Consider the following 26846-nt stretch of genomic DNA (forward strand, 5'->3'; position numbering starts at 1 on the left):
GCTTGCGGGGTACGGGATATAGCCTGAACTGCAAAACGCCCCACAGGGTAGTGGGGCGTGATAGTAATTATTCGTCGATGGAGGCCTGGTAAGCACCCGCATCTAGCAGCTTGTCTAGCTCTGACGCATCGGATGCCTTGATGCGGAACAGCCAACCTTCACCGTATGGCTCGCTGTTGACCAGCTCCGGGGAGCTTTCCAGTTCGCCGTTAACCGCGATGATCTCACCGCTGATTGGCGCATAAATATCGGAAGCGGCCTTGACCGACTCTGCGACGGCACAGTCATCACCCGCGGAAACCGTGGTGCCGACTTCCGGCAGATCGACAAAGACCATATCGCCCAGCAGTTCCTGCGCGTGTTCGGTGATACCGACAACGTATTCGCCGTTGCCTGCATCACGCACCCACTCATGGGAGGTGGCGTATTTCAATTCTGTTGGCACATTGCTCATTGGCCTGCTACTCCTTCGAAGAATAAAAACTAATTGATCAGTGACTTACCGGCACGAACAAAACCTGGCTTACAGACTTTCACCGGCATTTCACGGTTACGGATCTGTACGATGGCCTGCTCACCGATACCGGCCGGAACCCTCGCCAGCGCAATGCTGAAGCCCAAGGTCGGTGAGAAAGAACCGCTGGTGATCACCCCAATCTGAGGTTGACCGTTAGCATCGGTGAAATGTACCGGCAGCTCATTACGTAATACGCCTTTTTCCGTCATGATCAAGCCGACCAGTTGTTCGGTGCCATTTTCGCGCTGCTGTTCCAACGCGTCACGGCCGATAAACTGACGATCCTGCGGTTCCCAGGCAACGGTCCAGCCCATATTGGCAGCCAGTGGTGAAACGCCTTCGTCCATTTCCTGGCCGTAGAGGTTCATACCGGCTTCCAGGCGCAGGGTGTCGCGAGCGCCCAGCCCGGCAGGTTTTACCCCAGCGGCCAGCAGTTTCTGCCAGAAATCCACCACCTGCTCTTTCGGCAGGGCAATTTCATAGCCCGCTTCTCCGGTATAGCCGGTGGTAGCAATAAACAGATCCCCCGCCTGCACGCCGAAGAAAGGCTTCATGCCTTCTACAGCCTGCTTCTGTTCTGGGGTAAATAAGGTGGCGACGCGCTCTTTGGCCTGTGGGCCTTGCACCGCAACCAGCGCCAGATCGTCACGCACCGTCAGCTCAACGTTGAACGGAGCCGCATGCTGTTCGATCCAGGCCAGATCCTTTTCACGGGTGGCGGAGTTCACCACCAGGCGGAAATAGTCTTCGGTAAAGAAATAGACGATCAGATCGTCGATCACGCCGCCGGACGCATTCAGCATGCCGGTATACAGCGCTTTACCCGATTGAGTGAGTTTGGCGACATCGTTCGCCAGCAGGTAACGCAGGAATTCACGGGTACGAGCACCGCGCAGATCCACGATGGTCATATGGGAGACATCGAACATGCCGGCATCCTGACGCACGGCGTGGTGTTCATCAATCTGGGAGCCATAGTGCAGCGGCATCATCCAGCCATGAAAATCAACCATGCGCGCACCGCACGCCACGTGCTGGTCGTACAGTGGGGTTTGCTTTGCCATCTTTTCCCTCTTTCCACTCAAGTAGCCGAAGACAGGGTGTTATTACGCAATAAGGCGGGTGTAGCTCGCGGGCCTGATTGCGCGAAACACGCTGGCTGCTCAACACAATTGCCTCGCCAATGGTTAACGACGCAAACGATACCTTTGCCCTGACGTTAACACCGAACGCCCCTATTAACCATAAGTTAAAATAGGTTCGACCGAGTTCAGGGTCAGTAAAATGCCGCGTTAGTTTGCAGAGTTTTTCACTGGAAAAATGCGCTTTGAGGCACAAAATTAACAATTAAAGCGGCAAAAATCCGAAGTTATATAACAAACAGGGGCTGGGATAGAGAATTTCGGTTTTTGATAACCGACCATGGAATTAGAAAAAGTAATGAGAAATTCTGCCTTAAATTAGAATTTCTCAAACGAAGGGAGATATAAGGGAAATCGATGACGGGTAAACATGCAGATTCGCGGGCGCAGTATGTGGCGCCCCATAGTGAGGTTTGTCAGCTCCAAGCTGACTAGGCGAGCCAGTCCGGCAAATCGTTAAGCCCCATGGCCTGGCGCACCAGTTTCGGCTTCACGCCCGGCAGACTGTCGGCCAGCCTTAAGCCCACGTCGCGCAGCAGCTTCTTCGCCGGGTTATGGCCTGCAAACAGTTCGCGGAACCCTTGCATACTCGCCAGCATCACTGCGGCACCGTGCTTGCGGCGGCGTTCATAACGGCGCAGATACAGATGCTGGCCGATATCCTTGCCCTGACGTTGCAGGCGTTTCAGCTCGGATATCAGCTCGGCGGCGTCCATAAAGCCCAGGTTCACCCCCTGTCCGGCCAGTGGATGCACGGTATGTGCCGCATCCCCCACCAGCGCCAGACGATGGGCGGCAAAGCTGCGAGCGTATCGCCCGGTAAGCGGGAAGGTCAGCCGCTCGCTTTCAAGCTTGCAGTTGCCCAGACGCATATCGAAGGTCATTGCCAGCTCGCGGTTAAAGGCTTCCGGTTCCAGCTGTTGCAGCCGTTCAGCTTCTTCTGGCGCAACCGACCAGACGATAGAACTCAAATGCGGATCGCTAAACGGCAGGAAAGCCAGGATCCCTTCGCCATGAAACACCTGGCGGGCCGTAGCCAAATGGGGCTCTTCGGTGCGAATAGTGGCCACCAGCGCGCTGTGGCGGTAGTCCCAGAAGGTCAACGGGATATCGGCGTGCTGACGCAGCCAGGAGTTGGCTCCGTCGGCACCGATCACCAGCCGGGCGGTTAACATACGGCCATCTTCCAGCGTGACGAAGGCGTCGTTTTCCCCCCATGCCACCTGTTTCAGCGCAGCCGGGGCGAGCAGCGTCACATCGGCCAAGGTGGCCGCCTTGTGCCACAGCGCCTGCTGGATCACCTCGTTTTCTATGATATGGCCAAGATGGCTGAAACCACATTCGTCGCCGCGAAACGCGATCTTGCCGAAGCTGTCACGATCCCAGACTTCCATCGCGTTATACGGGCTAGCGCGCAGGTTGCGGATCTCATCCCACACGCCAATGCTTTGCAGCAAGCGCTCGCTGGCGGCGTTAATGGCAGATACGCGCAACGCTGGCTGTTCTGGCAGCGGTGATAAATCTGGCTGCCGATGTTCCAGCACCGCTATGCGCAGGCCACTGCTCTGCAAACCGCAGGCCAGTGCCAATCCCACCATACCGCCACCGGCGATAATCACATCAAATGATTGCATGCTGCTTGAGTTCCTTAAATTTGCCCCTCACCCCACCCCTCTCCCACAGGGAGAGGGAGCTGATTCGGTGACTTTTATCAAAATATTGCCCTACTTCGGCAAGGCAGGTAGGGCAAAAATTAGTGTTCATCCCAACTTCGACCCAACCCTCTCCGACAAGGAATATGAGGGAATAAATCAGCGTTCAACCCAGCCTAACGTGCGTTTGGCAAAGGCATCGCGCATGGCCGGTAGCTGCTCCATTGCCATCAGCCCCAGATTACGCCCGGCGACCAGCGGCGCGTAGCTATTGGCAAACAGGCGGATCAAACCGTCGGTGACGCCGATGGTCGCCTGCTGATCCTGTTGCCGACGTCGCTGATATTGGCTCAATAGCGCATAGTCACCCAGATCGGTGCCAGCCTGCGCGGCTTCTGCCAGGGTTTCCGCCAGCGACATCACGTCTCGCAAACCCAGATTGAATCCTTGCCCGGCGATCGGATGTAGCGTTTGCGCCGCGTTGCCAACCAGCGCCAGACGATGGCTAACGTGCTGATTGGCCCTCAGCAGGCTAAGGGGGTAACTGTGGCGCTTACCCGCCTTCAGCATCTTGCCCAGCCGCCAGCCGAAGGCCTGTTGCAGCTCACTGAGAAAACGCTCATCACTCCAGCTATCGACCTGCTGACGAGCTTCCCGAGCGTGGCACCACACCAGCGAGCTACGCCCGCCAGACATCGGCAACAGCGCCAACGGCCCGTAGCGGGTGAAACGTTCGAACGCCCGCCCTTGTGGAGCCTCGGCCGTCGAAACGTTGGCAATGGTGGCAAACTGCGGGTAATCACTCTGCTGCCACTGGATATTGCAGGCCTGCGCCAGCGCCGAACGTGAACCATCCGCCGCTACCAGCAACTGGCCCGTCAGGCGCTGCCCGTTATCCAACTGCACTTCAGCGCGATCGACTGTACGCAGCACATCGACCACTTTAGCCGGGCAATGCAGGGTGATCCCAGGGGCCTTTGCCAGCAGGGCGAATAACCGCTGCCCAGCGTCGTGCAGTTCAATCACCTGCCCCAACGCCTCCACCTGATAGTCCTGCGCATGCAGGTTCACGAAACCGGCATGCCCGCGATCGCTGACGTGGACGTGAGTGATCGCCGTGGCACAGTCCCGCAACGCAGCCCAAACGCCGATACGCATCAGCTGTTGGCAGGTTCCCTGCGCCAGAGCAATAGCCCGTGCATCAAAGCCAGGATGCGCACGATCGTCTGGCAGGGTTGCCTCCACCAGATCGACGGCCACCTTGCCCTGAGTCAAAGATGAAATCGCCAGCGCCAACGTAGCGCCCGCCATCCCACCGCCCACAATGATTACGCTCATGTTATCTGGCCGCCGCCATCAGGGCTTCAATCGCGTCGGCATCCTTCACCACGCTGGCGGTCAAATTCTCATTACCGTCCTGGGTGATCAGGATGTCATCTTCGATACGGATACCGATACCGCGATACTCCTGCGGCACATCAGCATCCGGTGCGATATACAAGCCAGGTTCTACCGTCAACACCATGCCTGGCTCCAGCACGCGATCGCGGCTCGCTGAGCCATAGTGGCCCACGTCATGCACATCCAGCCCCAACCAATGGCTCAGGCCGTGCATAAAGAACTGGCGGTGTGCCTGCTCGGCAAACAGCTGTTCCACGTCGCCCTTCATCACGCCCAGCTCAACCAATCCGGCGATCATGATGCGAACGACCTGATCGTTCACTTCGCGAATGCTGATACCCGGTTTAAACATTTCCAGCGCCTTGTTGATCGACGCCAGCACGATGTCATATACCTCACGCTGCGGCTTGCTGAACTTGCCGTTAACCGGGAAGGTACGGGTAATATCGCCAGCATAACCACGATATTCACAACCGGCATCAATCAGCACCAAATCACCGTCACGCATTTCACATTCGTTTTCGGTGTAATGCAGGATGCAGCCATTTTCTCCGCTGCCGACGATGGTGTTATAAGACGGGAAGCGGGCGCCCAAGCGGTTAAACTCGTGCAGGATCTCCCCTTCGAGCTGATATTCGAACATGCCCGGGCGGCACTTTTCCATCGCACGGGTATGCGCCATGGCGCTGATTTCACCGGCGCGGCGCATAACGGCAACTTCTTCTGCCGATTTGAACAGGCGCATGTCATGTAGCCACGGACGGTAATCCGTCAGGGTTGCGGGGGCTTCCAGATTCTGGCGGAAGCCTTTACGCAGTTTATCCAGCGCGCCGAACAGGATTTCATCGGCATAGGCATATTGCCCCTGCGCGTGATACACCACGTCCAGGCCGTTGAGCAGCAGGTGCAGTTGATCGTTGATTTCGTCGAAGGCCAGCGCGCGGTCTACCCCCAGCTTGGCCGGAGCCGCGTCTTGACCCAAACGGCGGCCAAACCAGATTTCTGCCGTCAGATCGCGTACACGGTTGAACAGCACGCTGTGGTTATGAGTTTCATCACTCTTCACCAGGATCAACACCGCTTCCGGCTCGTTGAAACCGGTCAGATACCAGAAATCACTGTTCTGACGGTAAGGATATTCAGAGTCTGCACTACGCGTCGCTTCCGGTGCGGCGAAAATCACTGCCGCGCTGGCCGGAGCCATCTGTGCCAACAAAGCCTGACGGCGTTTATGGAATTCCTGCTGGGTCATCACATCTCCTGAAATCGGTTTATGCCACCTGCTGAACGCAGTCAGTAGGGGTTATCAGCGCTCTCGGCCAACGGACGTGGGATCCGCCGGTCAGTGCAACGTTGGCCTTTTAATTTCCGGGGCCGTCGGTTTCTGGCGGGTAAATTCAGTATGGCAAAGCAGCGCAGCAACGCGCACGTACTCCACCACTTCTTCCAGCGACTGTTCCAGTTCTTCCTGGTCTTCGCCTTCGTCATAACCCAGTTGAGCGATATTACGCAGATCGTCGATTGCCTCGCCCACTTCATCTTTCACCTGCGCCAGCTTCGGCTGCATCATGCCCAGCCCCAACAGGAAGTGGTTTACCCAACCCGCCAAGGCATCCGCACGGTCAAACACGCTGACGGTTTCGCCTTCCGGCATCATCAGTTGGAACATGAATTCGTCATCTTCCAGCGTATCACGGGTGATTTCATGCAGTTGCTGTAACGGTTGGCTCAACGCCTGCGGGAAGGCAATGCCTTCGTTGGTCAGATCAAACACCAGCGTCTGCCAGCTGGCATCACGGTTGCCACCGCACAGCAGGCCACTGATCAAACCGTGCATCTCGGCTGCGGTCAAAGCAACCGCCTGCTGGTTAAGAGCCACGGTCAAAGATTGGTAACTTGGAAATGTATTCTGTATAGACATGCGCATTCGTCATCGTTGGCAGGATAAGTTCGTGTTATGCTACCACCAAGGTCCGTTGGTATACCAGTTGAGGCAACACCTCAGTGGCTAGTTATAATCAGCGCAGTCCGGGCAAACGTACGGTAAATACGCATTTTGCAACCGTTTTTTGTTTGGTAATGTTAGGCGCGGTAGATTACAACCAGGTACTGAAAAAGTGTTGAATCTTGGTACCCAGGTATATATAGTGGCGCCCGCTTCGGTGGCCCGGCAATGGCTGACCGGTGCTGGCGCGAAATTTAGGCAGGAAGGTGGCATGTCTGCACAACCGGTAGATATTCAAATTTTTGGCCGCTCGTTAAGAGTCAATTGCCCGCCAGAACAACAAGATGCGTTGAACATGGCAGCAGAAGATCTTAACCAACGGTTGCAAGATCTTAAAGTTCGCACTAGAGTCACAAATACAGAGCAACTCGTATTTATCGCAGCATTGAACGTCTGTCACGAACTTGCTCAAGAACGCTTGAAAACGCGTGACTATGCGGCCAATATGGAACAACGAATTCGTATGCTGCAACAGACCATTGAACAAGCGCTGCTTGAACAGGGTCGCATCTCTGAACGTCAGGATGCACAATTCGAATAACTTAAGTTGCTGGAGTTGAAGGCTCCGGCAATGAGTGAAAAATTTCTCTGAGATGTTTGCCAGCGGGCCAGTCCCCTGAGCCGATATTTAGTACCAACAGAATGTGATGATCCACGATCGGTGTGCATGCTCGGCCCGTCCGAGAAGCCTTAAGATTGTGACAGCACGTTCACCTTGAACCATGGGTTCAAGGGTTACAGCCTGCGACGGCATCTCGGAGATCCCTTCACCTGCGTTTTCAGTGTGTTAACTCACCACTACTGGCGAACCTAACACTATGTCTTTGCAACCTCAGTTCGCTCAGCAACGCCAACTTATCCGTAACGAAATACGCCAACGACGCCGTGCCTTAACGCCCGCTCAACAGCATGATTTCGCCCAGCAAATGGCCAGCAATATTGCGCAACATCCACGCATTCAGGCAGCCAGACACATTGCGGCGTTTCTCTCTTTTGATGGCGAACTAGATACAGGCCCGCTGATCGAGCGGCTGTGGCAGCTGGGTAAACGGGTTTATCTGCCCGTTTTGCATCCATTCAGCCCTGGTAACCTGTTGTTCCTGCATTACACTGCGCAAACGCCGCTGGTGAGTAACCGCTTCAAAATCCTTGAGCCAGCGCTCGATGTCCGCCACGTCTTACCTGTGTCACTGTTGGATGTGGTATTGACGCCGATGGTCGCCTTCGATTCGGCAGGGCAACGTCTGGGGATGGGCGGCGGGTTTTACGATCGCACCTTACAAAACTGGCAACACGCAGGCCCCTATCCGCTGGGGATTGCGCACGATTGCCAACAAGTTAGCGCCCTGCCGGTGGAGCAATGGGATATCCCTCTGCCAGAGATTATCACCCCATCACAAACCTGGGCCTGGCCAATCTCCGCATAGCAAAAGGCCGGATTGCTCCGGCCTTGGTGTTCCGTCGGTTACCGATTACAGCAGTAAGCGGGCGCGGATGGTCCCTTCGATCGCTTTCATACGTTGCAACGCTGCATCAGCACGTTCAGTTTCCGCCTCGATATCGATAACCACGTAGCCGATTTCCGAGCTGGTCTGCAGATACTGGGCCGCGATGTTCACCCCTTCTTCAGCGAAGATCTGGTTAATCTGCGTCAGGATGCCTGGGCGGTTTTCATGAATATGCAGCAAACGGCTGGCGTTCGGGCCATGTGCTGGCAGCGACACCTCTGGGAAGTTGACCGCAGACAGCGTTGAGCCGTTATCGGAATACTTCGCCAGCTTGCCAGCTACTTCATCACCGATGTTCTCCTGCGCTTCCTGGGTTGAACCGCCGATATGCGGCGTCAACAACACGTTATCGAACTCGCACAGTGGAGAATTGAACGGATCGCTGTTGGTTGCAGGCTCTTCCGGGAACACGTCGATTGCCGCACCGGCCAGATGGTCGCTCGCCAAGGCGTTACAGAGTGCCGGGATATCCACCACGGTGCCGCGTGAGGCGTTGATCAGGATCGCACCTGGCTTCATCAGCGCCAGCTCTTCGGGGCCGATCATGTTCTTGGTCGACAGCGTTTCCGGCACGTGCAGCGTGACCACGTCGCTCATATTGAGCAGATCGGACAGATGGCGCACCTGTTGGGCATTACCCAGCGGCAGCTTGTTCTCGATGTCGTAGAAGAACACTTTCATCCCCAGGCCTTCCGCCAGGATGCCGAGCTGAGTACCGATATGGCCATAGCCGATGATCCCCAGCTTCTTGCCCCGCGCTTCATACGAGCCCACGGCCAGTTTCTGCCACTGGCCACGGTGTGCCTTGGCGTTGGCCGTTGGGATCCCGCGCAGCATCAACAGCAGCTCACCCAGCACCATTTCGGCCACGGATCGAGTATTGGAGAAAGGCGCGTTAAACACCGGAATGCCGCGTTTGGTCGCCGCTTTCAAATCAACCTGGTTGGTGCCGATACAGAAACAGCCCACCGCAACCAGCTTCTCTGCGGCCGCGAAGACTTCCTCGGACAAATGCGTGCGCGATCGGATACCCACGAAGTGTGCATCACGGATCGATGCCTTCAGCGCTTCGGTGTCTAACGCACCTTTGTGATATTCGATGTTGCTATATCCGGCAGCACGCAGGTTATCCACGGTGCTCTGATGAACCCCTTCTACCAACAGGAACTTAATCCTGTCTTTCTCCAATGATACTTTTGCCATTTACCCGACCCTATGTTCAGACTTCAGAAGCGGCTGTTTTCCCCTTTATACCCGTCATCCTTTAAACCACACGACGGGGATAGCTTTCAAATTGCCACCACACTGGCAGCAACCCAAAATCAACAGCACGTCCCTCCAACATAACAAAAATAACGCGCCCGGCAATACAAACGATTGCCTGCCCGTTAGCACAAGGCTCAGTGATGTCGATGGTTTCTGGTGGAAAATGCCATTGGGAAAGATTTAGGCAGAAGCTTAACGGAGGTTATTAACGGAATGTGACATATGTCACCAAATTCGCCCGTTTTAAGAAAAGATATTTTAAGACAAGAATTATGCGTGGCGGACCGTAAGCCAGTAAAAAGCGGCGAACCGGCTGAGACTTTGTCAGCAGGCTCACCGCTTTACGGCCAGATTATCTGACCACTTTTTTTACGCCATCCGGCGTGCCAACCAACGCGACGTCCGCGCCACGGTTGGCAAACAGGCCAACGGTAACCACGCCAGCAATGCCGTTGATTTTGTTTTCCAACGCGATGGCATCGAGGATTTCCAGGTTGTACACATCCAGGATCACGTTGCCGTTATCGGTTACGACGTTCTGGCGGTATTCCGGCAGGCCGCCCAGCTTGACCAGTTCACGAGCCACGTAGGAGCGAGCCATCGGGATCACTTCTACCGGCAGCGGGAATTTACCCAGCACATCAACCTGCTTGGTGGAATCGACAATGCAGATAAACTGACGGGCAATGGCAGCAATGATCTTTTCGCGGGTCAGCGCTGCGCCACCGCCTTTAATCATCTGCATGTGGCCGTTGATTTCATCGGCACCGTCAACGTAGATATCCAACGAATCCACTTCATTGCTATCGAAAACGTGGATCCCCAGGCTTTTCAGCTTGGCGGTCGACGCGTCTGAGCTGGATACCGCACCTTCGATCTGGTGTTTGATCGAACCCAGCGCATCGATAAAGTGAGCCGCAGTCGAGCCGGTGCCCACGCCCACGATAGTGCCAGGCTTCACGAATTCCAATGCTGCCCAGCCTACCGCTTTTTTCAGTTCATCCTGAGTCATGATGTGTTCATTGCCTATGTACGAAAACGTGTGCGTATTATAGGGTAAATCACTGACGGCAACTTAGGCTAAAACACACTTATTTAACCTGACGCACATTTCTGCTCCTCCCTACGACGCCCGCTCTGAAAAGAGCGGCGGGATTTTTTCACCTGAGAAAGTGCAAAAATGTGGCATAGTGCCTGAATCAACTTACTAAAAGGGATCTTCTCTCCGATGAAACGCCCAGACTATAGAACGCTGCAAGCGCTGGACGCGGTGATCCGTGAGCGTGGCTTTGAGCGCGCGGCACAAAAACTTTGCATCACCCAATCGGCGGTATCCCAGCGCATCAAACAGTTGGAAAACCTGTTCGGCCAACCGCTACTGGTACGCACCGTGCCACCGCGCCCAACCGAGCAGGGTCAAAAACTGCTGGCCTTGCTGCATCAGGTCGAACTGCTGGAAGAGGAGTGGTTAGGGAATGACAATGGGGTCGATACGCCGCTGTTGCTGTCACTGGCGGTCAACGCCGACAGCCTGGCAACCTGGCTGTTACCGGCGCTAAAGCCGGTGCTGGCCGATTCTCCGGTACGCCTGAATTTGCAGGTGGAAGACGAAACCCGCACGCAGGAACGTCTGCGCCGGGGCGAAGTGGTGGGTGCGGTGAGTATCCAGCCGCAGCCGCTGCCGAGCTGCCTGGTCGATCGGTTGGGCGCGCTGGATTATCTCTTTGTCGCCTCGAAAGCCTTTGCCGAACGCTATTTCCCTAATGGCGTGACCCGTTCTGCCCTGCTGAAGGCACCAGCGGTGGCATTCGATCATCTCGATGATATGCATCAGGCGTTTTTACAGCAGAACTTCGATCTCTCGCCGGGCAGCGTTCCCTGCCATATCGTTAACTCGTCAGAGGCGTTTGTTCAGTTGGCACGGCAAGGCACCACCTGCTGTATGATCCCGCATTTGCAGATTGAGAGAGAGCTGGCCAGCGGAGAACTGATCGACCTGACACCGGGCCTGTTCCAGCGCCGTATGCTGTTCTGGCACCGCTTTGCACCGGAAAGCCGCATGATGCGTAAGGTCACCGATGCGCTGCTGTCGCATGGGCATCAGGTGTTAAGGCAGGATTAAAGGCGCAGCATGACGCCGCGCCCAGGCAAGAGATTGCTTACTGCGCGGCGTTGGTTTTCAGCTCGAACACCACGTCCACCTGATCGTCGAAGTGAATGCTTTGCTGCTCGTAAGTCTGAGCGGCATCGCTTTCCGGTGCCGCAGAAGCGGCTTTAAACATGCGAGCTACCGGCATCGGCTGGTAGTTGGCAACGTGATAGCGAATGCTGTACACCGGCCCCAGCTTGGCCTTAAAGCCCTGCGCCAACGAAGCGGCTTGCTGAGTGGCATTTTCAATCGCTTTCTGACGAGCCTGCTCGCGATAAACCTCTGGCTTGGCTACCCCAAGCTCAACCGCACGAATTTCGTTCAAACCCGATTTCAGCGCACCGTCCAACAGCTCGTTGAGTTTATCCAACTGGCGCAAGGTTACCTGCACCTGGCGCACGGCCTGGTAGCCTTTCAGCTGCGATTCACCGGTTTTCAGATAGTCATATTCTGGCTGAGTACGCAGGTTGGCCGCATTGATATCTTTCTTTTCAATGCCGTTTTTCTGCAGGAAGTCAAAATACTGCGCTACGCGTTCATCAACCTGTTTTTTCGCCTGGGCGGCATCTTTGGCAGAGACGCTGACTTCGATCGCCAGCGTAGCAATATCCGGGGTGGCGTCCACGCTGGCCGTACCGGAAGTGACCACATGCGGCCCTTCAGGTACTTCTGCTGCCTGCAGCGCCAGAGGTAACGTGCCTAATCCAATCATTGCGGCCATGGCCAATGCTTTAAGCTTCACAGTGTCTCCTTGAATGACTAAATGCTTGCCTTCAAAGCTAACACATCCTGCCGCCCTTGGAATTCGGATTAGTGACAAATATAAGGGCTAATCGGGCTGTAGGGGCGCCGCATGCTGCGCCCGGCTCGCTCCTACGGCCGATTATTACCAATTAGCGGTTAGCCCATGCCAGGCCAATTGCAGTGCAATGACCCACATCACCAGCCCGACCAGAACGTTGATAATCCGTTGTGCCGTCAGGGTTTTCAGCCACGGAGCCAGCCATGAGGCCAGCAATGCCAAGGCAAAGAACCAGACGACCGAAGCACTGACCGCGCCAAGGGCAAACCAGGATCGAATGTCTGGCGTCAGTTGCCCTCCCAGGCTGCCGAGCACCACAAAGGTATCGAGGTACACGTGCGGGTTCAGCCAGGTGACAGCCAACATGGTCACCACAATGCGCCAGCGGTTTTGCTTCATCTCTTGCGCCGCTGTCAGCTCCAGATGTTGGCTAAACGCGGTACGGAAAGCCCCCCAGCCGTACCACAGCAGGAAAGCAACGCCGCCCCAGGTCACCAACGCCAATAGCATCGGTGAACTGCTGAGCAAGGCGCTACCGCCAAAGATACCGGCGCAAATCAGAATGATATCGCTCAACGCGCACAGCGAGGCGGTCATCAGATGATAATGGCGGCGGATCCCCTGGTTCATCACAAACACGTTTTGTGGGCCAAGCGGCAGGATCATCGCGGCGCTCAAGGCAAAGCCTTGCAGATAGATGGCTAACATGGTGTTCCTTCTGGCAATATCAGCGCCGGGAAAGCGGCGTGTGCTGTTCAACACGCGCATCATACGAAGAGAAAATTATTAGGGGAAATGGATATTTCTAATCAGGCATCAGTAATGCTAATGCTCAATCGTTACGGCGATGATCGATCCACTCTTCAATCTGAATCGGGAAGACATCTGGCGCCTTTCTCAACATCCGCCGCACCAGATCCAGCACGGTATGTTGTGATAGCGCCTCTTCCATACGTTGCTGGGCAATATTCATCACCTGGCGTACGCCGCAAATGCCTTCACAGGCCCAGTCGGGCGCAGCTGCATCAAATACGGCCAAGCGTTGGCGTATCTCTTTGCAGTCGAAGATTGCCTTTTCACCGTCGATAGCCGCCACGATATCCAGCACGGTGATCTGATCGGCCGGTTTGGCCAGCCGGAAGCCACCGCCTTTACCCTCGGTGCTTTCAACCAGTTTAGCCTTGGAAAACTTGGTGAATATCTTGGCCAGGTAGTCATAAGGCACACCCTGCAATTCGGCGATTTCACGCACGCTCATCTCGCGCCCTTCGCCTTTGCTATCGACCATACACATCAGGCTATGGATGCCATACTCCACCCCGGAACTGTAGAACGCCATGTGTTCTCCGCACGATTAATTCTGAGTTAAATAGTAATTTCTTCCCTTCGACGATGCAATGCCAGCATACCTCCACGCCATAAATAATTAAAAGATAATAAAATTCAATTAATTAAACAAACCACATCCGGAATGGCGTGTAAAAGGCTTGATGATCTTAACTACGATCAATATAGTCGCAGTTAAGCAATTGAACCAATGTGCAGATGAAACAACAGCGGAGTGACAGTATGAAACAACAAATTCTTATTCTGGGTGCCGGTTTTGCAGGGATGTGGGCGGCATTGAGCGCGGCACGATTAGCCGATCTCCACGGTCGTCACGATATCGAGATTACCGTACTGGCCCCCCAGCCTGAGCTGCGCATCCGCCCACGTTTCTATGAGTCCGAGGTGGAAAACTACGCCGCTCCGCTGCTGCCATTATTCGCAGTAACCGGGGTAAAATTCCTCGCCGGGGTTGCCAGTGAGATTGATAGCGCTGGCCAGCAGGTTTGGTACCGCAACGAGCAGGACCAACTGACTGCCGTACGTTACGATCGTCTGATCATGGCGACCGGTAGCCACATCACTCATGCCCTACCAGGAGCACAGCAGTACGCCTTCGACGTCGATAAAATGGAGAGCGCAGCCCGCCTGGAGCGGCATCTTGCTGCGTTGGCCGAGCAACCTGAGACCGCCGCACGTAATACCGTCATCGTTTGTGGCGGCGGCTTTACCGGTATTGAGGTGGCCACCGAAATGCCTGCACGCTTACGGGCGATCCTCGGTGACTCAGCTGCAATTCGTGTGATTGTCGTCGATCGCAGCCCAGTAGCGGGAGGCCGTTACAGCGAGCAACTGCGCGACGTGATTAGCCAAGCCTCGGTAGAGTTGGGGGTCGAGTGGCGGCTGAATTGCGAGATTAAGGCCATTGACGAGAGCGGGCTGACGCTGAAAAACGGCGAACATATCGCCTCCAGCACGGTGATTCTAACCGTGGGCGTACAGGCCAGCCCGTTAACCCGGCAAATCCCAGGTGAGCGCGATCCGCAAGGCAGGCTGCATGTCGACCAGCAGTTAAGAGTGATTGGGCAAAACGCGGTTTATGCGACCGGCGATGTCGCCTTTGCCCGTACTGACGATCAAGGCAATCACGCTCTGATGACCTGCCAGCACGCCATTATGTTAGGGCGCTTTGTCGGCCATAACGTCGCTGCCGATCTGATCGGTATTGAACCCTTGCCCTACCGCCAGGTGAATTACGTTACCTGTCTGGATCTGGGGGCCTGGGGCGCGGTCTATAGCGAAGGTTGGGATCAGGTGGTGAAATTCACCAAAGAAGAGGGAAAGAAAATCAAAGTCTCCATTACCAACGAGTTGATCTATCCCCCGCAGGCGGAACGTGAAGTGGCCTTTGCCGCCGCCGATCCGTTAGCACCGTTTGTTTGATTGATTGAAATCCGTTCCCTCACTAGAAAGTGAGGGAACGTCAGATCATTACTCCGGCTGCTCTGCCGCTTTCGCTACATGGCGGACATGCACGTCCATCTGTGGGAATGGAATACCGATCTGGTGAGCATCCAACTGACGCTTGAAGTTTTCCATCAGATCAAAGTACACGTTCCAGTACTCGGCATTGGTGGTCCAAGAGCGGGTCACAAAGTTCAGTGAAGAAGGGGCCATTTCATTGAGGCGAACCGTCACGCCTTTATCGTGCATGATGCGCTTATCTGCCGCGATCACGTCACCCAATACTTTCTTCACCAGATCGATATCAGCGTCGTAAGCTACACCCACCACGATATCCACGCGGCGGTTTGGCTCACGGGAATAGTTGATGATATTGCCCGCGATGATTTTACCGTTCGGCACCACAATGGTTTTGTTATCTGAAGTACGCAGCGTAGTGGAGAAGATCTGCACCTGATCTACCGTGCCGGAAACGCCACCCAGATCGACAAACTCCCCGGCCCGCAGCGGACGGAAGGCCACCAGCAGCACACCGGCTGCAAAGTTGGAAAGTGAACCTTGTAGTGCCAGACCCACAGCCAGGCCAGCGGCACCCAGCACGGCAATCACTGAGGTGGTCTGAACACCAATACGCCCCAGCACCGCAATAAAGGTAAACGCCAGGATGCTGTAACGCGCCATCGCAGCCAGGAAATCCGCCACGGTGGCATCGATGCCACGCAGCTTCATCACGCGGCTGAGCGCATTACTCACTACGCGAGCCACCACTGAACCAATAATGAAAATCACGATCGCGGCAACAATATTCACCGCATACTGGATCAGCATATCCTGATGGTTGACTAGCCAACTGCTGGCATTGTTAATGCCTTCTACTACGTTAAGTTCTTCCATTCTGACGTCCTACTTGACATCCCCATGCGGGGAAAATGAGCAAAATATACTGGCGAAACAGGGCCAATAAACAAACCACAGCTAAGGGTAACCAACATTTTGCCGCAGTGCCAACCGCAACGGGTAAAATTTTCCACCAGTTTTACCAGGTATAACCTGAATAAATCTCGGGTTAACCTGGTATCAGCTATGATTGAAATGATTTTACGGTACAAGGAGAGCTTATCGTGATCGCTATTTTTCCCTCGCTGAAACACTATTGGCAAGTGCGCCCCAGATTATTGATTTCGGTAGGCGTAGGGCTTCTGTGTGTCGGGCTGCTTCCTGCTCATCTCCCATGGTTGCAACGGTTGATCGTTGGTTGGAACGTGATGGCCTGGATCTATTTATTATGCCTTTGGCATCTGATGCTGGGCTGCACGCCACAACGTACCCGGCAATTGGCACGCAAGCAGGACGAGAGTGCAAGCCAGGTATTGGCGTTGGTCAGTTTGGGCTGCGTAGTGAGCATTCTGGCCATCCTGTTTGAATTGAGCACTGCCAAACAGGTCAGCGATGCGTTGAAAACGCTGCATCTCGCCCTGACCGGCTCCACACTGGTGGTTTCCTGGCTGCTATTACCCACGGCATTCACCATGCACTACGCCCACCTGTTTTACCGCCAGCGGGCCAATACAGAAGTGTTACCGCTATTGTTCCCCGGCAAACTGGCCGAGCCAAACTACTGGGACTTCGCTTATTTCTCCTTCACCCTTGCCGTGGCTTCACAAACCGCCGACGTGGCCGTGGGCACCGCAGACGTGCGTAAAATCACCCTGTTGCAATCGGTGATCTCTTTTGTCTTCAATATCTTGATCCTGGGGCTGTCGATTAACGTTGGGGCGGGGTTATTGGGGTAGCTACTTAGGTGACGGATGCCTGGGTAAAAAAAGAAAAGGCTCCCAAGGGAGCCTTTTAGCGTCAATCTGAACGGAGGGACGATATTACAGCACGTCTACCGCGTTCAGTTCTTTGAATGCCAGTTCCAGACGGGTGATCATGGAAGTCTGAGCAGCACGAGTCCATACGCGTGGATCGTAGTATTTCTTGTTCGGCTTGTCGGCACCTTCTGGGTTACCCAGTTGGCCCTGCAGATAGCCTTCGTTCTTTTTGTAGTAGTTCAGGATACCTTCCCAAGTTGCCCACTGGGTGTCGGTATCGATGTTCATTTTCACTACGCCGTAGCTGACCGCTTCTTTGATTTCTGCTGCGGTAGAACCTGAACCACCGTGGAACACGAAGTTCAACGCATTGTGCGGCAGGTTGTGTTTCTTGGAAACATAGTCCTGAGAATCGCGCAGAATGGTTGGAGTCAGTTTCACGTTGCCTGGCTTGTAAACACCGTGTACGTTGCCGAAAGAGGCAGCGATGGTGAAGCGCGGGCTGATAGCGTTCAGTTTTTCGTACGCGTAATCAACGTCTTGTGGCTGAGTGTACAGGGAAGAAGCGTCCATGTGGCTGTTGTCTACGCCATCTTCTTCACCACCGGTGCAACCCAGTTCGATTTCCAGGGTCATACCGATCTTCGCCATGCGAGTCAGGTACTTGCTGCAAATTTCGATGTTTTCTTCCAGTGACTCTTCAGACAGGTCGATCATGTGTGAAGAGAACAGTGGCTTACCGGTCGCCGCGAAGTGCTTCTCACCCGCGTCCAACAGGCCGTCTAACCATGGCAGCAGTTTCTTAGCGCAGTGGTCGGTGTGCAGGATCACTGGCACGCCGTAATGTTCAGCCATCTGGTGCACGTGGTGCGCGCCAGAGATTGCGCCCAGGATCGCAGCACCTTGTGGTACGTCAGTTTTGATGCCTTTACCCGCGATAAAGCCAGCACCGCCGTTAGAGAACTGCACGATCACTGGAGCACGTACCTTGGCTGCTGTTTCCAGCACTGCGTTGATGGAGTCGGTACCCACGCAGTTTACCGCTGGCAGTGCAAAGTTGTTCTCTTTGGCAACTGCGAAGACTTTCTGCACGTCATCACCTGTGATGACACCTGGTTTTACGAAATCAAAAATTTTAGACATTAGACGTTGTCCTGTTTCGTTGGCCGTATACCCGTCGTCTTGCAAGCTACAACCTGCAAGCTAGTGGTAGCGATGGATAAATAGCGATTTTTTACCCCCACAGCTCAGCTGGGGAGCATAAACAAACGGGCGGCTTGCGCCCCCCGTTATCTGAATTACTGCTTAGCGCGCTCTTCCAGCATCACTACTGCAGGCAGAGGTTTCCCTTCAACGAATTCCAGGAAGGCGCCGCCGCCGGTAGAGATGTAAGAAATTTTGTCAGCGATACCGAACAGATCGATAGCTGCCAGAGTGTCGCCGCCGCCTGCAATGGAGAAGGCTTCGCTATCTGCGATAGCGCGTGCAACAATTTCGGTGCCCCGACGGAAGTTAGGGAACTCGAAGACGCCAACCGGGCCATTCCACAGAATGGTTTTGGCGTTCTTCAGGATAACGGCCAGACGCTCGGCAGAGACGTCGCCCATATCCAGAATTTGCTCGTTGTCTTGGATCTCGTTGACCTGCTTCACCGTGGCCACAGCGGTTTCAGAGAACTCGGTCGCAACGCGTACGTCGGTTGGCACCGGAATATCGCAGGTTTCCAACAGTTTTTGCGCGTTCGGGATCAGATCGGGTTCGTACAGGGACTGCCCCACGTTATTCCCTTGTGCCGCCACGAAGGTGTTAGCGATGCCGCCACCAACGATCAGCTGATCGGCGATCTTGGACAGAGAATCCAGCACGGTCAGTTTGGTAGAAACTTTAGAACCACCAACGATAGCCACCATTGGGCGAGCCGGGTTACCCAGCGCTTTGCCCAGGGCTTCCAGTTCCGCAGACAGCAGCGGGCCTGCACAGGCAACCGGAGCAAACTTGCCCACGCCATGTGTAGAAGCCTGCGCACGGTGTGCAGTACCAAAGGCGTCCATCACATATACGTCGCACAGCGCAGCATATTTCTTGGACAGCACTTCGTCGTCTTTCTCCTCGCCTTTGTTAAAGCGAACGTTTTCCAGAACAACCAGTTCACCTTCTGCAACGTCAACGCCTTCCAGATAATCCTTCGCCAGACGGACTGGGGATTTCAGATGCTCTTTCAGATAGTTGACCACTGGCAGCAGGGAGAATTCTTCGTTGTACTCGCCTTCGGTAGGACGACCCAGGTGGGAAGTTACCATCACGCGGGCGCCTTGTTTCAGCGCAGCTTCGATAGTCGGCAGGGAGGCACGGATACGCGCATCGGAAGTCACTTTACCGTCTTTCACTGGTACGTTCAGATCGGAACGGATCAGAACGCGTTTACCCGCCAGATCCAGATCGGACATCTTAATTACAGACATGGTGAACCCTCTTTGTTGATTCTCTATAAAGTTGCCTGAGCGACGCATCAACACCACGTTGATAGCGCCTTACTAGAAACCGCTTGCGGCCATTGCCCGTGTTGTATCCAACATCCGGTTGGCAAAGCCCCATTCGTTATCACACCAGACCAAGGTCTTGATCAGGTGCTGTCCGCTGACCCGGGTTTGCGTCCCATCAACGATGGCGCTGTGCGGGTCATGGTTAAAATCAATCGAGACTAATGGTAGTTCTGTATAGTCAACTATACCACGAAATGATCCCTGTGCCGCCTTTTGCAACAGCTGGTTTACCTCTGTGACCAACACCTTCGAGCTTACGCTGACGCTAAGATCGATGGCCGTTACGTTGATCGTCGGCACCCGCACGGAGATCGCTTCAAAACGATCGCAAAACTGCGGGAAGATGCGCGTAATGCCCGCTGCCAGCTTGGTGTCGACCGGAATAATCGACTGGCTCGCCGCGCGGGTACGCCGCAAATCCTGATGATAGGCGTCTATCACCGGCTGATCGTTCATCGAGGAGTGGATGGTAGTTACCGTGCCTGACTCAATGCTGTAGGCATCGTCCAGCAGCTTGATAATCGGAATAATGCAGTTGGTGGTACAGGAGGCGTTGGACACGATGCGATGCTCGCCACGCAGCGTTTGGTGGTTAACCCCAAACACGATGGTCGCATCCAGATCGTTACCGCCCGGATGGGCAAACAGTACCTTTTTTGCCCCTGCCGTCAGATGAGCTTCGCCATCTGCCCTGCTGCCGTATACACCGCTGCAATCCAGCACTACATCTACGCCCAGTTCGCCCCAGGGCAACTGGTCCAACTCGGGTTGATGTAACAGCCGAATGCTGTCATCCCCCACGCTCAACACGTCACATTCCTGGCGCACATCCCAGGCAAAGCGGCCGTGGCTGGAGTCATATTTCAGCAGGTGGGCCATCCCCTCGGCATGTGCCAGTTCGTTGATGGCGACGACGGAAATTTCGGCGCGTCTCCCCGATTCGTACAGTGCGCGTAAAACGCTACGGCCAATACGGCCAAAGCCGTTTATCGCTATGCGGATGGTCATGCTACTCCCTGAAAAAGGGCGATCTCTGGCGGTAATGTTCAACGTCAAGGATCGCGCAGACTGATTATCTCGCCTAGAGTACTTTAGCGAACCGCCTGCTGTGAATCGCTGCTTTGCATTATTCGTCAAACCCCATTGCTCATCGCAACCGCTCACTCTGGCGTTTCCACTGACAACAGTGATAACTGAAACGCTTCAGCCGAGCATAAACCAAAGTTTTGCCAAAAGGAACAGGTGCAACGCACTGCCTGTCATGTCGAAGAGACTTTGCGAAAATAAAATGATCTAGCGCACATTTTTACCCTCAGTCCCCGCTAGCCGAATTGAGTCCGAATGCGCAAATGACTTGCCGGTAACGCCAAGTTCTCCATAATGAACCCAGCGTTTGTTGGGTGAAGCAAATGCTGATGGGTCTAACTCTCTTTCTTTTGTGGTTAATGTTATTTACAAGGAACCAAAATGAGTGAAATCAAAGTAGTCGCCCTGATTAAAGCCATGCCAGAACACCGTGCTGCGGTAGATAAAGCGGTACGCGCCATGGTCGCCCCGAGCCGTTCCGAGCCGGGTTGCATCCAATATGATTTGCATGAAGAGCAGGGCCATCCGGGCGCGTTCGTCTTTATCGAGCGCTGGACTTCTGAGCAGGCGCTGAAAGAGCATATGGCAATGTCTTACCACGATGCCTTCCTGGCTGAATTGGAAGGGAAGCTAGTGAGTCTGGAAGTGAAAAAACTGACTCAACTGTAATTGTGCTTCTTAGGGGGCCGATCGGCGCCCCCTTTCCGCTCACTCAACGGTGAACGTTTCACAGCTCACATTCGCAGCACATTGAGTTAATCCTGTATGGCAATGAGCCAGGCGCTGCCACTCAATTGCCCACTCCCCGTGATGTTAGAAAGCTCGCTGCTGACCGTAAAGGTTTTCGATGTCCCAATAGCCGCCTCAATGCTTCTGCCTGAAGCCCCAGTATCTGGATCGGTAATCGTCAGCTTAGAGACCGCGCCGGTTTTTCCTGCCGTGTCTTTCAACGGCAATGCACCATTCCCATCAGCCTCATAGCTCAGTGAGAAAGTCGCCCTCACCGGCGAGTCACAGGTATAAGTAATGGGTGCAGAAGTGCGATGCGAGACGCTATCTGCTGACAGCGTACCGTGGTCCAACGTCAGAGCAGTGGGATTCACCTGGCACGTGTTAGGTAATTGTATCGTTCCCCCTTGCAGATAAAACGGAATAGTATAAATCCTTTCATTTAACCCCCTTGGATTGCCAAAACTGCGAATATATCCCCCCAATGGCATTGAAGGAAAAGTAATCAGATTATCAATAGGACGCCGTTTTATATAAAATGAAAGCGTAATAGGAAAAGCCGCAGTAAACCCCGATGCATTTTCATTTAAAATACCATCTGAAGCACAATACTGCGCATTCTTATTTACCCACTTACCATGGGAATTATTATCCGCCGTGGCAGAAATAGATAAATTTTCATTAATCCGATGACGTTCAGCATTTTCAGGCTCTTTCGGCAAATCAATCAGCGTATAGTGCCATGCTTGTGCTGAAGGCAAATTTGCAGCACCACAAGATACCGTGCCAGAAACAGTGCTACCGTCGATAACATACTTGCTTACCAGCCCAGTACTCACCTCTGTCTTGCCGCTAATCGTCACCCTGGAGATGGCACTTACGGCGACGACATTGTAGTCAGCAAAAGCGGGAACCATGCCCATCAAGCCGATTAATAGCCCGCCTCCCCACGCCTTGAGGTATTTTATGCTGCCCGTTTCACTCATTTGTATATTCCCCGCACTCTTTATCTCAGATATATTCATAATCTAGATATAACTGGCAAACAGTGACGCCGTGGCGCTAAACGCTCCGCCCTCTTCACCCATTCCATCCTGGATAACTACCCGCCCGGTGAGCGTAAACATCCCAGCCTGTATCGGCAGCCATTGACCAATAGTAAACGCCATGTTGTTGCGGGATAACGCTATCCCGACCCCAGATTGCGAGGTTCCCAGCACGTTGGCTCCCATAGTGTTCATCACCCCGTAGGCGGTAGGCGACAAGTACATTTTCAAACTCTTGCCCACCGGTGCCCCGCCGCTACACGAAACGTTGATGCGGACCGACTTTTCCGCTTTGGCGCTGCCGACATCCTGCAAGTTAACCGCTCCAAACGGTACTTCCAGCCGTGACTCACCGCTCTCGCTGGTGACATTGCACGCCGGGATCACTATCGTCGCCTTGACGGTGACAGGGACATCCGCCTGCACCGTTGCCCCCCCCAGCATCAGGCTCAATAGGCCATATCGCCAATATCGTCTGCCATTTTGTCGCATATTTTCTCCTACTGATAGCTGGCCTCAACCGTCACCGTCGCGCTGTAATCGCCCGCTTTTACCGCCCCCGGAGCCAACGCATAGGCACCAAACTGAAACTGGTTAATGCCCCCGGAGCCGATTTGGCTAATGGTACCGACCTTCACCTCACGCCCCAGGATAATCGCCTGACCGAGACTGTCTTCCAGACCAATCACCAGCCCGGTATCGCCGGTGGTGGCCAGCATGGCGACCCCGTTGACCTGTTGGGTCTGCGTACTGTTAAACGTCAGTTTCACCATCTTCCCCAGCGTGGCAGGCGTACAGTCTTTCAGACCAAGGGTAAATGGCGTGGTTTGAGTCCGTGAGTTGTGTTCGAAAAAGCGTAATCTTTGGCTGGGCAAGGAGACCTTCTGACTGCTTCCCTCCTGATCAAACTGGCAATTTGCCACCAGGATCACCCCATTAAATACCAGCTCCAGATGATCGGCCGCCTGGCTCGCCAGCGATAGCACCAGCAACAGGCAGGCACTTCCCCCCATCAATCGTCTGTTCATAAGTCCCTTTACCCTGTTTAGCGAGCAACGCACTGGCTACCGCTACAGCGAAACGCCAGCGTGGGGCGGCCACCATAATCATTGATATAAGTTAAATAAGGTTTGGCATATATGCCGCTTTTCACGCGGGCACTGCTTTTCGGGGCCAGCATCACGCTGTCAAAATCCCCTACCAGCGACTGCTGCTCACTCCCCCCCAGCCCGATCACCGTGACGTAATACGGCGTGGGATTTTCTATCCGATAACCGCCGGTTTCAGTATGTAAGACCAACCGATCTTGCCATACCGCTCCTGGTTCACGCTTCAATGCCTTCGGCCGGTAAAACAGTTTGATTTTGGTCTGTAGCGCAATCTGCAGCACATTTGGCTTTTCACTTTCCGGTGGGATTTCCCGCAGGTTAAAATAAAACAGCGACTCCCGATCTTGGGGAAGTTGGCTCACCGACCCCGTGGCCTTCACCCGAATGATCCCTTTAGCCCCCGGCTCCAAACGCTGCACCGGCGGCGTAATGATCAAGGGACCCGTTAACATCTTGTTCTGCTGTTCATCTTCCAGCCAGGACTGCGCCAGATAGGGCTGCTGCTGGTTATCGTTGCTGATATTCAGGCTGATGGACTTGCTGGCGCCGTCAAATACCGCCCGGGTTCGGTCTAGCGTGACCGCCGCCTGAACCGTTAAAGGGAATACCAACAACGTCACTACACTCCAAACGGTGCGGGTTGCCATCTTGCGAACTCTCATAAGTATGTACTCTTTATTAATTAATCTGATCCGACGCGGTTGGCCGGCAAGGTAATAACAGATTAGACTCGCCAATCTGCGCTGGTAACTGCACCTGGCACTGTACTTCCCCTGCCCACGCCACATTCAAGGCACTCTTAGGGGCAATACCACTGAGCCATGCCATCCCCTGTTCCCCCACCAACCCCACCTCTCGTCCTCGCTGGTCTCTCACGCTCGCGCCAAAGGGAGGGAAACGGCTATCCGCCAATCGCAACACCGCAAACGCTGTAGCCCCCTGCAATACGGAAAATCGGCGGTAACCAATCGCGCCTTCCGTCAACGAGGCCTCTACCACCCCCTGAACCGCCTCAACATCATCCGGCAAGGTGTTAACATCAATACGTGCAGTCGTACGGTAATAACTGTTTACATCGCCCAACACGCCGATCCCCCAGCGGTTGCTCTTGACGCCCGACGTGTTTAGCGGCACCCCGGCAATGCCATCCGTGCTCAACATCAGCCGGGTTCCGCCGTTGTAACCCGCCGGGTGCAGTGCCGCGCCGAGCCCGGTGACCGTCAGACCACCGCTGGCATTAAACCCGAAAGAGGAGGTACCACGGTCTTCAAAAGCCGCATTCGCGCTAACCTTGGCCATATTGCCATTATGGGTGTACATGCCATTGAACTGACTATTGGCCGATGCCTGAGCGCCACTGATCAACCCAGCATTCACGCTGTAACTATCATTCCCCGCCACGCCGTAATACCCGACCTGCTGGTTATAGCGCCCTCGGCTTTGACTGGCGTTATAGCTCACCGAACCTAGCCCCAGCGGCACAGAAATCATCACGTTAACCAGATTATCCTCACGCCCCTGATACTGGCTGCGGGTGACCGTGCCAGTGACAGACAGGTTTCTCAACCCCAACGACGGCAGGTCAAAATAGGTACCGACAGTTCCGCCAAACTGCTCAGTATCCCCTTGATCCCAATACGTCTGGCTCTCATAGTTCAGCCCCAGAGAAAACCCCTCAAAACGCTTGTTGATGTTTATCTGATAGCGTTCTTTCTGACGCCCACGAGCATCATCCCGGTAACGTACATCCAGATACTCTTGCATACTGAGAAAATCCTTCTCCGAGAAACGGTATCCGGCAAAGGTCACATCGGTATCCATCTCATCAAAGAACTTGGAGTAACTTAGACGCCAGGATTTACCCTGCCGATCATCGTGCTGGGGAAATCTCGCCACAGTCTGGGTAACGTCCAGTGCCATGGTTCCCAACACAAACAAATCACGCCCCACCCCCAGTGCCACAGCTTGATAGTCCCCAGATAACGTCCCGCCGCCGTAGACTGACCAGGCGTTACTGATGCCCCAGGTCATTTCACCGGCAACAAACGGCGGGCCCTCCAGATTATGCTGCCATGTGCTGGGCCGCCCGGTGATCAGTTGATAACGCATCTGCCCTGGTCGGGTCAGATAAGGCACCGACGCGGTGGAAACGCTGAACTTGCGCTGCTCGCCATTTTGTTCGGTAATGGTCACATCCAACGTGCCGCGAATGGCGCTGTCCAGGCTCTGAATACGGAAAGGGCCCGCCGGTACGGTACTGTCATACACTTTGCGCCCCTGCTGGGTCACAGTAACTCGTGCATTACTATTAGCCACCCCGATGATTTCCGGGGCGTAGTCTCTTAAACGCGGCGGTAACATCCGTTCATCGCTGGCCAGCTTCCCACCGGTATAACGCCAGGAGTCAAACAGGGCAGAGTTAACATAATCCTCCCCCAGGGTCAGCGTTGACTGCAGGCTGGGTAAAGGGCGATAAAGATAGACCCGGGTCAGGTCAAAGTTGCGCCTGGAGGACGGGTTAAGCCCGGAGGTCTGGCTATCACTACCCTGATAGTCCGCCCGCAAGCGCCAGGCCCCTGCATTCACCCCAGCGGTGCCATTAACGCTGATATTGCGCTGTCGGCCGCCGTTCCCTTGCGGAAGCGTTACCGAGGCATTCAGGTTGTAATCCAGCAGTATCCCGGGAATACCGTGATCCCAACGGGAGGGCGGCAGCCAGTTATCATCGCTGTACTCCAGCCAAGCTTGAGGCACATTGATCTTCAACACGCTGGCCCCGAGGTCAGGAGTCAGCGTGACCCCTGGCAGGCTGCTAAAATCGGCGCACTGCCCGTTATGCCAAGCAGTGACCTTGTTACGGGCAGAATCCGTCAACCCTAATGAATCAGCCATTTCCAGTGACAAACAGGCTTGAGGCAAATTAACGGTACCTGGCTCTGCAGCCGCCATGCCCTCAGGCAGATAAAATGGGATAACTCGTTCATTGCCCAGTCCCTGGCCATTAACGGTGACCCGCAATTGATACTCATCCGGCATCACATAATCTGACTGAGAAAATTGAGAGAAATCGATATTCGTTTTATCTTGCGCATCAAGCATATCGATATTGAATTTGACAGCCTGTGCATTCCCTGCCGTTAGCATCATTAATATCGACAGCGTGATGCGATTTTTTATAAACCGTGACTGAATCATAGGTTATTATCCGGAGTCCTTTTCACAAGCAATCCATCACATCATTTACACCAGACACTGCCGCCCCCTCCACAATAAGGATCCCAAGAGGG

The 26846-nt window shown here is 54.4% G+C and carries 26 protein-coding genes and 1 other RNA gene; 7 read left to right on the top strand and 20 right to left on the bottom strand.

Going from position 1 to position 26846, the window contains the following annotated elements:
• Window positions 1–67: 67 nt before the first annotated feature.
• From gcvH to IMQ33_RS24710, 6 genes are all read right to left on the bottom strand, one after another.
• Window positions 68–454: a glycine cleavage system protein GcvH gene (gcvH, locus tag IMQ33_RS24685; RefSeq protein ID WP_098929864.1), complete on the bottom strand. Its 387-nt coding sequence runs from the start codon at window positions 452–454 to the stop codon at window positions 68–70.
• A gap of 29 nt (window positions 455–483) precedes the next feature.
• The gene (gene gcvT, locus IMQ33_RS24690; protein WP_196062841.1) at window positions 484–1581 is read right to left on the bottom strand and encodes a glycine cleavage system aminomethyltransferase GcvT; all 1098 of its coding nucleotides are present in this window, start codon (window positions 1579–1581) and stop codon (window positions 484–486) included.
• A 509-nt stretch (window positions 1582–2090) separates the two neighbouring features.
• On the bottom strand, window positions 2091–3293 hold the full coding sequence (gene ubiI / locus IMQ33_RS24695; protein ID WP_098929862.1) for an FAD-dependent 2-octaprenylphenol hydroxylase: 1203 nt from the start codon (window positions 3291–3293) through the stop codon (window positions 2091–2093).
• A gap of 177 nt (window positions 3294–3470) precedes the next feature.
• Window positions 3471–4649, bottom strand: a complete 1179-nt coding sequence (gene ubiH / locus IMQ33_RS24700; protein WP_173408783.1) for a 2-octaprenyl-6-methoxyphenyl hydroxylase — start codon at window positions 4647–4649, stop codon at window positions 3471–3473.
• Between the two features lies 1 nt (window position 4650).
• Window positions 4651–5964, bottom strand: a complete 1314-nt coding sequence (gene pepP, locus IMQ33_RS24705) for a Xaa-Pro aminopeptidase (RefSeq protein ID WP_021806207.1) — start codon at window positions 5962–5964, stop codon at window positions 4651–4653.
• Between the two features lie 90 nt (window positions 5965–6054).
• On the bottom strand, window positions 6055–6633 hold the full coding sequence (locus IMQ33_RS24710; RefSeq protein WP_196062842.1) for a YecA family protein: 579 nt from the start codon (window positions 6631–6633) through the stop codon (window positions 6055–6057).
• Window positions 6634–6928: 295 nt separating this feature from the next.
• Between IMQ33_RS24710 and zapA the strand changes: the two genes are divergently transcribed.
• From zapA to IMQ33_RS24725, 3 genes are all read left to right on the top strand, one after another.
• The gene (zapA, locus tag IMQ33_RS24715) at window positions 6929–7258 is read left to right on the top strand and encodes a cell division protein ZapA (RefSeq protein ID WP_021179791.1); all 330 of its coding nucleotides are present in this window, start codon (window positions 6929–6931) and stop codon (window positions 7256–7258) included.
• 41 nt (window positions 7259–7299) lie between these two features.
• Window positions 7300–7483, top strand: a non-coding RNA gene (gene ssrS, locus IMQ33_RS24720) — 6S RNA.
• 52 nt (window positions 7484–7535) lie between these two features.
• Window positions 7536–8144: a 5-formyltetrahydrofolate cyclo-ligase gene (locus IMQ33_RS24725; RefSeq protein WP_161712853.1), complete on the top strand. Its 609-nt coding sequence runs from the start codon at window positions 7536–7538 to the stop codon at window positions 8142–8144.
• A gap of 45 nt (window positions 8145–8189) precedes the next feature.
• Here the strand turns inward: IMQ33_RS24725 and serA are convergent, their stop codons facing one another.
• Window positions 8190–9428 (bottom strand): phosphoglycerate dehydrogenase, encoded by a 1239-nt coding sequence (serA, locus tag IMQ33_RS24730; RefSeq protein ID WP_196062843.1) that lies wholly within the window; start codon window positions 9426–9428, stop codon window positions 8190–8192.
• Between the two features lie 415 nt (window positions 9429–9843).
• Window positions 9844–10503: a ribose-5-phosphate isomerase RpiA gene (gene rpiA, locus IMQ33_RS24735; RefSeq protein ID WP_074029717.1), complete on the bottom strand. Its 660-nt coding sequence runs from the start codon at window positions 10501–10503 to the stop codon at window positions 9844–9846.
• Between the two features lie 216 nt (window positions 10504–10719).
• Here rpiA and IMQ33_RS24740 point away from each other — a divergent pair, with 216 nt between their 5' ends.
• On the top strand, window positions 10720–11613 hold the full coding sequence (locus IMQ33_RS24740) for a LysR family transcriptional regulator ArgP (RefSeq protein WP_196062844.1): 894 nt from the start codon (window positions 10720–10722) through the stop codon (window positions 11611–11613).
• Between the two features lie 37 nt (window positions 11614–11650).
• Here IMQ33_RS24740 and IMQ33_RS24745 read toward each other — a convergent pair whose 3' ends face one another.
• From IMQ33_RS24745 to IMQ33_RS24755, 3 genes are all read right to left on the bottom strand, one after another.
• On the bottom strand, window positions 11651–12382 hold the full coding sequence (locus tag IMQ33_RS24745; protein WP_021806211.1) for an oxidative stress defense protein: 732 nt from the start codon (window positions 12380–12382) through the stop codon (window positions 11651–11653).
• Window positions 12383–12526: 144 nt separating this feature from the next.
• Window positions 12527–13150: an arginine exporter ArgO gene (argO, locus tag IMQ33_RS24750; RefSeq protein WP_024530749.1), complete on the bottom strand. Its 624-nt coding sequence runs from the start codon at window positions 13148–13150 to the stop codon at window positions 12527–12529.
• A 124-nt stretch (window positions 13151–13274) separates the two neighbouring features.
• Window positions 13275–13781: an Rrf2 family transcriptional regulator gene (locus IMQ33_RS24755; RefSeq protein WP_074029715.1), complete on the bottom strand. Its 507-nt coding sequence runs from the start codon at window positions 13779–13781 to the stop codon at window positions 13275–13277.
• 230 nt (window positions 13782–14011) lie between these two features.
• Here IMQ33_RS24755 and IMQ33_RS24760 point away from each other — a divergent pair, with 230 nt between their 5' ends.
• Window positions 14012–15211, top strand: coding sequence for an NAD(P)/FAD-dependent oxidoreductase (locus IMQ33_RS24760; protein WP_186529125.1), 1200 nt, complete (start codon window positions 14012–14014; stop codon window positions 15209–15211).
• A gap of 48 nt (window positions 15212–15259) precedes the next feature.
• Here IMQ33_RS24760 and mscS read toward each other — a convergent pair whose 3' ends face one another.
• Complete coding sequence (gene mscS, locus IMQ33_RS24765) at window positions 15260–16126, bottom strand: small-conductance mechanosensitive channel MscS (RefSeq protein ID WP_021806216.1); 867 nt, start codon at window positions 16124–16126, stop codon at window positions 15260–15262.
• Between the two features lie 230 nt (window positions 16127–16356).
• Between mscS and IMQ33_RS24770 the strand changes: the two genes are divergently transcribed.
• Window positions 16357–17025, top strand: a complete 669-nt coding sequence (locus IMQ33_RS24770) for a DUF1345 domain-containing protein (protein WP_196062852.1) — start codon at window positions 16357–16359, stop codon at window positions 17023–17025.
• Between the two features lie 84 nt (window positions 17026–17109).
• Here IMQ33_RS24770 and fbaA read toward each other — a convergent pair whose 3' ends face one another.
• The 3 genes from fbaA to epd form a co-directional block, all read right to left on the bottom strand.
• The gene (fbaA, locus tag IMQ33_RS24775) at window positions 17110–18189 is read right to left on the bottom strand and encodes a class II fructose-bisphosphate aldolase (RefSeq protein ID WP_021179781.1); all 1080 of its coding nucleotides are present in this window, start codon (window positions 18187–18189) and stop codon (window positions 17110–17112) included.
• 155 nt (window positions 18190–18344) lie between these two features.
• Complete coding sequence (gene pgk / locus IMQ33_RS24780) at window positions 18345–19508, bottom strand: phosphoglycerate kinase (RefSeq protein WP_196062845.1); 1164 nt, start codon at window positions 19506–19508, stop codon at window positions 18345–18347.
• Window positions 19509–19580: 72 nt separating this feature from the next.
• Window positions 19581–20597 (bottom strand): erythrose-4-phosphate dehydrogenase, encoded by a 1017-nt coding sequence (gene epd / locus IMQ33_RS24785; protein WP_065684492.1) that lies wholly within the window; start codon window positions 20595–20597, stop codon window positions 19581–19583.
• 459 nt (window positions 20598–21056) lie between these two features.
• Here epd and IMQ33_RS24790 point away from each other — a divergent pair, with 459 nt between their 5' ends.
• Window positions 21057–21344, top strand: a complete 288-nt coding sequence (locus IMQ33_RS24790) for a putative quinol monooxygenase (protein ID WP_021806219.1) — start codon at window positions 21057–21059, stop codon at window positions 21342–21344.
• 86 nt (window positions 21345–21430) lie between these two features.
• Here the strand turns inward: IMQ33_RS24790 and IMQ33_RS24795 are convergent, their stop codons facing one another.
• From IMQ33_RS24795 to IMQ33_RS24815, 5 genes are read right to left on the bottom strand one after another with little or no spacing between them, the layout of a single operon-like run.
• Window positions 21431–22390 carry a hypothetical protein gene (locus IMQ33_RS24795; protein WP_196062846.1) on the bottom strand — a complete coding sequence of 320 codons (960 nt, stop codon included), beginning with the start codon at window positions 22388–22390 and terminating at the stop codon, window positions 21431–21433.
• 42 nt (window positions 22391–22432) lie between these two features.
• Window positions 22433–22942 (bottom strand): fimbrial protein, encoded by a 510-nt coding sequence (locus IMQ33_RS24800; RefSeq protein WP_065684494.1) that lies wholly within the window; start codon window positions 22940–22942, stop codon window positions 22433–22435.
• 8 nt (window positions 22943–22950) lie between these two features.
• Entirely contained in the window at window positions 22951–23478 is a 528-nt protein-coding gene (locus tag IMQ33_RS24805) for a fimbrial protein (RefSeq protein WP_196062847.1), read from the bottom strand.
• Window positions 23479–23495: 17 nt separating this feature from the next.
• Window positions 23496–24221, bottom strand: coding sequence for a fimbria/pilus periplasmic chaperone (locus IMQ33_RS24810; RefSeq protein WP_196062848.1), 726 nt, complete (start codon window positions 24219–24221; stop codon window positions 23496–23498).
• 16 nt (window positions 24222–24237) lie between these two features.
• Window positions 24238–26754, bottom strand: coding sequence for a fimbria/pilus outer membrane usher protein (locus IMQ33_RS24815; protein WP_196067770.1), 2517 nt, complete (start codon window positions 26752–26754; stop codon window positions 24238–24240).
• Between the last annotated feature and the right edge of the window lie 92 nt (window positions 26755–26846).

It is taken from the genome of Serratia sp. Res13-Sevr-LER1-36-b, from assembly GCF_015673035.1.
GTDB lineage: Bacteria > Pseudomonadota > Gammaproteobacteria > Enterobacterales > Enterobacteriaceae > Chania > Chania fonticola_C.